The 6,077-nt window shown below is 45.5% G+C and carries 5 protein-coding genes; 2 read left to right on the top strand and 3 right to left on the bottom strand.

Features of this window, described 5'->3' with window-relative positions; genetic code table 11:
* Window positions 1-135: 135 nt before the first annotated feature.
* A complete protein-coding gene (tyrS, locus tag ACRJJO_RS21665) occupies window positions 136-1,329 on the bottom strand; it encodes a tyrosine--tRNA ligase (RefSeq protein ID WP_404359712.1) in 1,194 nt (397 codons plus the stop codon).
* A 147-nt stretch (window positions 1,330-1,476) separates the two neighbouring features.
* Between tyrS and ACRJJO_RS21660 the strand changes: the two genes are divergently transcribed.
* Window positions 1,477-2,784 carry an OapA family protein gene (locus ACRJJO_RS21660; protein WP_431067634.1) on the top strand — a complete coding sequence of 436 codons (1,308 nt, stop codon included), beginning with the start codon at window positions 1,477-1,479 and terminating at the stop codon, window positions 2,782-2,784.
* A gap of 18 nt (window positions 2,785-2,802) precedes the next feature.
* The gene (locus tag ACRJJO_RS21655) at window positions 2,803-3,936 is read left to right on the top strand and encodes an anhydro-N-acetylmuramic acid kinase (RefSeq protein WP_431067633.1); all 1,134 of its coding nucleotides are present in this window, start codon (window positions 2,803-2,805) and stop codon (window positions 3,934-3,936) included.
* On the opposite strand, the gene erpA is transcribed toward ACRJJO_RS21655, so the two are convergent.
* Entirely contained in the window at window positions 3,919-4,314 is a 396-nt protein-coding gene (gene erpA / locus ACRJJO_RS21650; protein ID WP_431067632.1) for an iron-sulfur cluster insertion protein ErpA, read from the bottom strand. The two genes, ACRJJO_RS21655 and erpA, sit on opposite strands and share 18 nt — an antisense overlap.
* Before the next feature lie 3 nt (window positions 4,315-4,317).
* Entirely contained in the window at window positions 4,318-5,352 is a 1,035-nt protein-coding gene (gene argC / locus ACRJJO_RS21645; protein ID WP_431067635.1) for an N-acetyl-gamma-glutamyl-phosphate reductase, read from the bottom strand.
* Window positions 5,353-6,077 lie beyond the last annotated feature (725 nt).

Genomic DNA, 6,077 nt, shown 5'->3' with positions numbered 1-6,077 from the left:
TTTCCCCGTCATTCCGCTGTTTCGCGGCGGGAAAGACGAGCATTATACAGCACCCTCTCAACTCGTCAAGAATTTATTTTCTTATTTTACAAATTAAAGACACCCTCCTGCCTTCACGAAACACTAACTCTCTATTTAACTAGCTATTTTGACTCTCGCAAACTTTCTTTTACCCACCTGATAAACATGCTCAGACCCTTTTGCTACATGCAATTTATTATCCGACACCTTTTCACCGTCTATCTTAACTGCACCCTGCTTAATCATACGCAAAGATTCCGATGTACTCCCAGTCAAGCCCGCGTCCTTTAATAGATTGGCAATCGGATATCCTTGCTCAATCGAAGCAAGAGTTAACTCATCCATTTCTTCCGGCATCTGTCCTTTTTGAAATCTAGCTTCGAAATTTTCCAGGGCCTTTTGCGCCGCTGATGAACTATGGAATCTTTCAATGATTTCTTGGGCCAAGCTAACTTTACAGTCTTTCGGATTCGCGCCTTCCTGACATTGCCACCGCCAACGATTGATTTCTTCGATTGGCCTGAAGCTCAATAACTCGAAATAGCGCCACATCAGTTCATCGGAAATGGACATAATTTTTCCAAACATCTCATCCGGCGCATCCGCGACGCCTATATAGTTATTGAGTGATTTGGACATTTTTTGAACACCATCCAAGCCTTCCAAGATAGGCATAGTCATGACGACTTGAGGTTTTTGCTCATATATTTCCTGCAACTGCCTTCCAACCAACAGATTGAATTTTTGATCGGTGCCGCCCAATTCAACATCGGCCTTCATCGCAACCGAATCATATCCCTGTATTAATGGATATAAAAACTCATGTATCGCAATCGGTTGCCCGCCTTTATAGCGCTTACTGAAATCATCTCTTTCGAGCATTCTTGCCACGGTATGTTTTGCGGCCAATTGAATCAATTCAGCCGGGGTCATTGCATTCATCCAGCTTGAATTGAATAAGACCAAAGTCTTGGAAGGATCAAGTATCTTGAAAACCTGCTCCTCGTATGTCTTGGCATTTTCAATGACTTCATCACGCGTCAGAGGCTTGCGAGTCACGTTCTTTCCAGTCGGATCTCCAATCATGCCTGTAAAATCGCCAATCAAGAACAAGACTTCATGTCCGCAGTCTTGAAACTGTCTTAATTTATTGATCAGCACGGTATGCCCAAGATGCAAATCGGGAGCAGTTGGATCAAAACCCGCTTTGATTCTGAGCGGACGCCCTTCCGCCAGTTTTTTCTTCAACTCAGACTCAACCAGAATCTCCTCGGCTCCTCTGGAAAGATACTTCAATTGATCTTGCAATTTAGCCTCCTTTTAAGAAAACATTAATCTAACTGTAATACTGTTGCATTGACGTGGCAAAATATTCTCAGTATATCAGCTATAATTACAGATAAACTACTTCTCATCCCAACTTTACTGAACACTTCCACTATCGCATAAAGACCCGTGAAAAATAGAATTTATAAATCCCTGTTTTTAGGAATCAGCTCCGCTGTCGTTGCAAGTGCTAGTTATGCACTTATCACTCCTGAAAGCAAAGTCAGATCGGCCGACATCAACGTCTTTACCAATAATGCTTTTTTAATCGGATCGAATAATCCGTTTAACGATCAGTTCGCGTTTAAATTCGACGATCTCGGCGAATCATCGGATTTCAGGTCAATCGAACATATCATTGAGAGAGGCGAAAATCTTTCGACGATCTTTTCCAAACTTCACCTAAATAAATCCGATCTACATCAGATCATTCATGCCAACGAAGCAGGCCGTGAGTTTGCAATGATTTCGTCCGGCAAAACACTTCAAGTCAAAACGACACAGAGCGGTAAACTGACCGAAATTTCGTACCAGAAAAGCCCAATTGAAACCGTCAAAGCTGTACGCGAAAACGACACATTCAATGTCGAGATTTCGAGTAAAGCCATCGAAACAACAACTGTCAGCACCGTCGGCACTATTCACAACTCTTTGTTCTACGATGGAAAGCGAGCAGGGCTGAGCGACAAATTGATACTACAACTCGCCAATATCTTTGCTTTCGATATCGACTTTGCATTAGATATCAAAAAAAACGATACCTTTTCGGTCGTATATGAAAAACATATTGCGGAAGGCGAAGAAGTCGGTTCCGGCAATATTCTTGCCGCCGAATTCAATAATCATGGCAAAGTTTATCGGGCCGTCCGTTTTCAAGACAATTCCGGATCCGCGCATTATTACCGACCTAATGGCGAAGGCTTACGTAAAGCCTTTATAAGGACACCGGTCGACTTCATCCGTATCAGCTCGCCTTTTAATTTAAAGCGCAAACACCCCATCTTAAATAGAATCCGCGCCCATAAAGGTGTTGATTATGCAGCTAAGACCGGAACTCCGGTAAAAGTGACCGGTGATGGAAAAATTCAATTTTTAGGCAGGCAAAACGGCTATGGACGCGTCATCATTGTTCAACATGACGACAAACGTTACAGCACTCTCTATGCCCATCTCTCGGCATTCAATAATCGCTTCAAGCAAGGAGGCACAGTCAAGCAAGGTGATATTATCGGCTATGTCGGTCAATCCGGCTTGGCTAGCGGCCCTCATTTGCACTACGAATTCAGAGTAAACGGCGTGCATCGAGATCCCTTATCGGTTGCCTTGCCTAATTCGATGCCAATCCCCCCCTCTCTACAGGGGAAATTCAAAACTGATACGAAGCCCCTTATAGCACAACTGGACCAAGCAAGAGACAGCTTACTTGCCCAGAAGTAACGGGGCATCATAACTTCAATGACCGAACTCTATATTGGTTTAATGTCCGGGACCAGCATCGACGGTATCGATGCTGGTCTTGTCGATTTTAGTAGCGGCCATCCTGAGTTCATCGCCTTCGAATACCATCCTTTTCCTGACCGGATCAGAAGCGAGCTGACTGAAATTACTTCTTCCGATCATCCTGTTCCGCTAAAAAATATCGGCAAGCTTGATACACAACTGGGCAGTTTATTCGCACAAAGCGCACAGAGCCTAATCGCTAAAGCAGGCTTTTCTGCTTCGGATATTACTGCAATCGGCAGTCACGGTCACACCCTTTTCCATGCACCAGAGCTACCCACCCCTTTTTGTTTACAAATCGGCGACCCCAACATCATCGCACAACTCACAGGGATTACTACCGTAGCCGATTTTCGCCGTCGTGATATAGCCGCCGGAGGACAAGGCGCGCCACTCGTTCCAGCTTTCCACCAAGCTTTATTTGGCTGTCCGAGTGAAAACCGCGTGATCGCCAATATCGGCGGCATTGCCAATATAACGATTTTGCCAAAAGATTCGTCGAAACCAGTTTTAGGTTTCGATACCGGACCCGGCAATACATTAATGGATACATGGATAAAAAAACATCGAGGAAGTCATTTCGACCATAACGGAGACTGGGCCAGAACAGGTCAAGCCAATAAACATCTGCTCTCGATACTAAAAGCCGACTCTTATTTTAAGAGCACTGCACCTAAAAGCACCGGAAAAGAATATTTTTCACTGGGTTGGCTAACTAAACACCTACACGAGTTATCGGAACAAAAACCGGAAGATGTCCAGGCATGCTTATGCCTATTAACAGCAGAAACCATTTGCGACGCTATCCGCGATTATGCTCCTAGTACCGACAAGGTATTAGTTTGTGGCGGCGGCGCGCGTAATAGCTATTTGTTGGAAAAACTGCAAGGCGCTTTGAATTGCCCCATATTATCGACCGAAGATCATCATTTACATCCCGATCATGTGGAGGCAATCGCTTTTGCTTGGTTAGCCAGACAAACCATGAATAGCCTGCCCGGCAACCTTATGTCGGTTACCGGCGCAAAACAGCCGGTAATTCTAGGTGGAATTTATCCTGGGCAAGCCGCATTAAGCGGAAAACGATGATCCGCAACCGCAAGTCGTCGTTGCGTTAGGATTGCGTATCACAAACTGAGCACCGGAAAGGTCTTCCTTGTAATCGATTTCGGCACCCGTTAAGTATTGAATACTCATCGAATCAATCAAAACCGTCACGCCGCCGTTTTCGACTTGCGTATCATCTTCGTTCACTTCCTCGTCGAACGTAAAGCCGTACTGAAAGCCCGAACAGCCTCCACCCGACACATAAACTCTCAACTTGAGGTTATCGTTGCCTTCATCGGCAATTAAATCGCCAACTTTCGCAGCGGCGCTATCGGTAAATATAATTGGTTCAGCCATAAAGTTTCTACTATCGAAATTAAAATGTTTTAAAAGTATGACAATACCTAGTGTTTTAGTCAAGATTTAAGGATAAAGCGCTGGAATTTTTAGCCCTTCAGACTCATCGAAACCGAACATTAAATTCATGTTTTGCAACGCTTGACCGGAGGCCCCTTTAACCAGGTTATCAATCACCGACAATACCACCAACATTCGCCCCCCTTGGGGCTGATGAACGGCGATTTGACAAAGGTTGCCGCCCCGAACATTACGGGTATCCGGGTGCGACCCATAAGGCAACACATCAACAAACGGCTCGTTAATATAGCGTTGCTCATAAAGTGCTTGAACGGCTTCTCCGCCTTCTTCTAGCAAGGGCGCATACAAGGTGGTATGAATACCCCGTATCATCGGGATTAGATGAGGAACAAACGTCAAACCTACAGACCTTTTAGCAATCATCTCCAAACCTTGGATCACCTCGGGTAAATGACGATGACCGCTTGCTGCATAAGCTTTAAAACTCTCGCCCGTCTCGCCCATCAAGGTCGTTAATTGCGCTTTTCGCCCGGCGCCACTAACCCCGGACTTCACATCGGCAACCAAACGATCAACCTCTACCAAGCCTTTCTCAATCAACGGCAAAAAACCTAATTGCACTGCAGTCGGATAACAACCGGGGCATGCAATCAAATTAGCATTTTTGATCACATCTCGATTCACCTCCGGCAAACCGTAAACGGCTTGCTCGATCAGATCAGGGCAAGCATGCTCCATGCCGTACCATTTTTCCCATTGTTTCGGATCTTTCAGACGAAAGTCGGCCGACAAATCGATGACTTTGACACCTCGCGACACCAATTGTTCAGCCATCAACATGGCTGTGCCGTTCGGCGTCGCAAAAAATACCGCATCGCAATCAGATAAACTATCAACTTCCGGGGCAGTAAAAACCGTATCAATAAAGCCGCGCAAGCTCGGATACACCTCATCGACTCTTTTGCCCGCATCATTTCTCGATGTCACGACCGAGACCTCGACTTTCTTATGCAAAGCCAAGAGCCGCAGCAACTCCACACCCGTATAACCGGTGCCTCCTACAATACCTACCCGTACCATCAACTTACCTCACCCAATTGATATGAAAATTAAATCATTGCGCCGATTTCATCATATATACCTTTCGCGTTTCAAATTTAGGCATTGCCGTATGGAAGTGCCGGGGCGTTAGGCAGATTCACTCGGCGCTAAAAATTGACCAGACAGTATATATCCAACAACGAAACCGTCTTGTTAATCACTGACATTTTACAGGATATCTGTTTCGGTTCAGTCGAAATTATTTTTCATGAAGATGGGTATAAATGCACAGGCCATTTCGCCGTGATTTACGATTTCAGCAATTCCCAATTTGGGAATCAACAGGGGTGTGGAGCGTTCTTCGTGAAGATTCCGGTAGTGGGGGCGGATGTTGCTCCTCAGCAATTGCCAATCGAGCAACCGAACCCTCCATGAAATGGGGACGTTATTTACGATCGAATTCTTAGCCACTGTGCTCGTTTAATATGCGCAGTTGAGGACACGCCACGAGAAGGATCGAAATCAATCCGTTTTTATACCTTTCGCACTTCAAATTTCGGCAGTGCCGGAGGAGGCCTCGGGGTGCTCGATAAAGGCTTTGCCAGCATGGAGCTGGCATAGAGCCTACATGGACGTATTTACCCAGCACCTAAATTCCATAGCCCATTGGCCATGGTTAATTGTCTTGGATAATTTAGGTGCTGGGTTTACGGCGTCCTTTGACGGGCACCCCGAGGCCGAATTTTCATCTACGATGATGATAT

Origin of the sequence: Methylotuvimicrobium sp. (genome assembly GCF_050611805.1) — a bacterium.
In the GTDB taxonomy this organism is placed as follows: domain Bacteria; phylum Pseudomonadota; class Gammaproteobacteria; order Methylococcales; family Methylomonadaceae; genus Methylotuvimicrobium.
The sequence above is the reverse complement of the archived record's forward strand: the minus strand, read 5'-3'. Positions and strand labels throughout refer to the sequence as shown.

Coding starts and splice junctions, on each gene's coding strand:
- argC (WP_431067635.1), bottom strand. CDS start 5,352: ATGGTACGGGTAGGTATTGTAGGAGGCACCGGTTATACGGGTGTGGAG.
- ACRJJO_RS21655 (WP_431067633.1), top strand. CDS start 2,803: ATGACCGAACTCTATATTGGTTTAATGTCCGGGACCAGCATCGACGGT.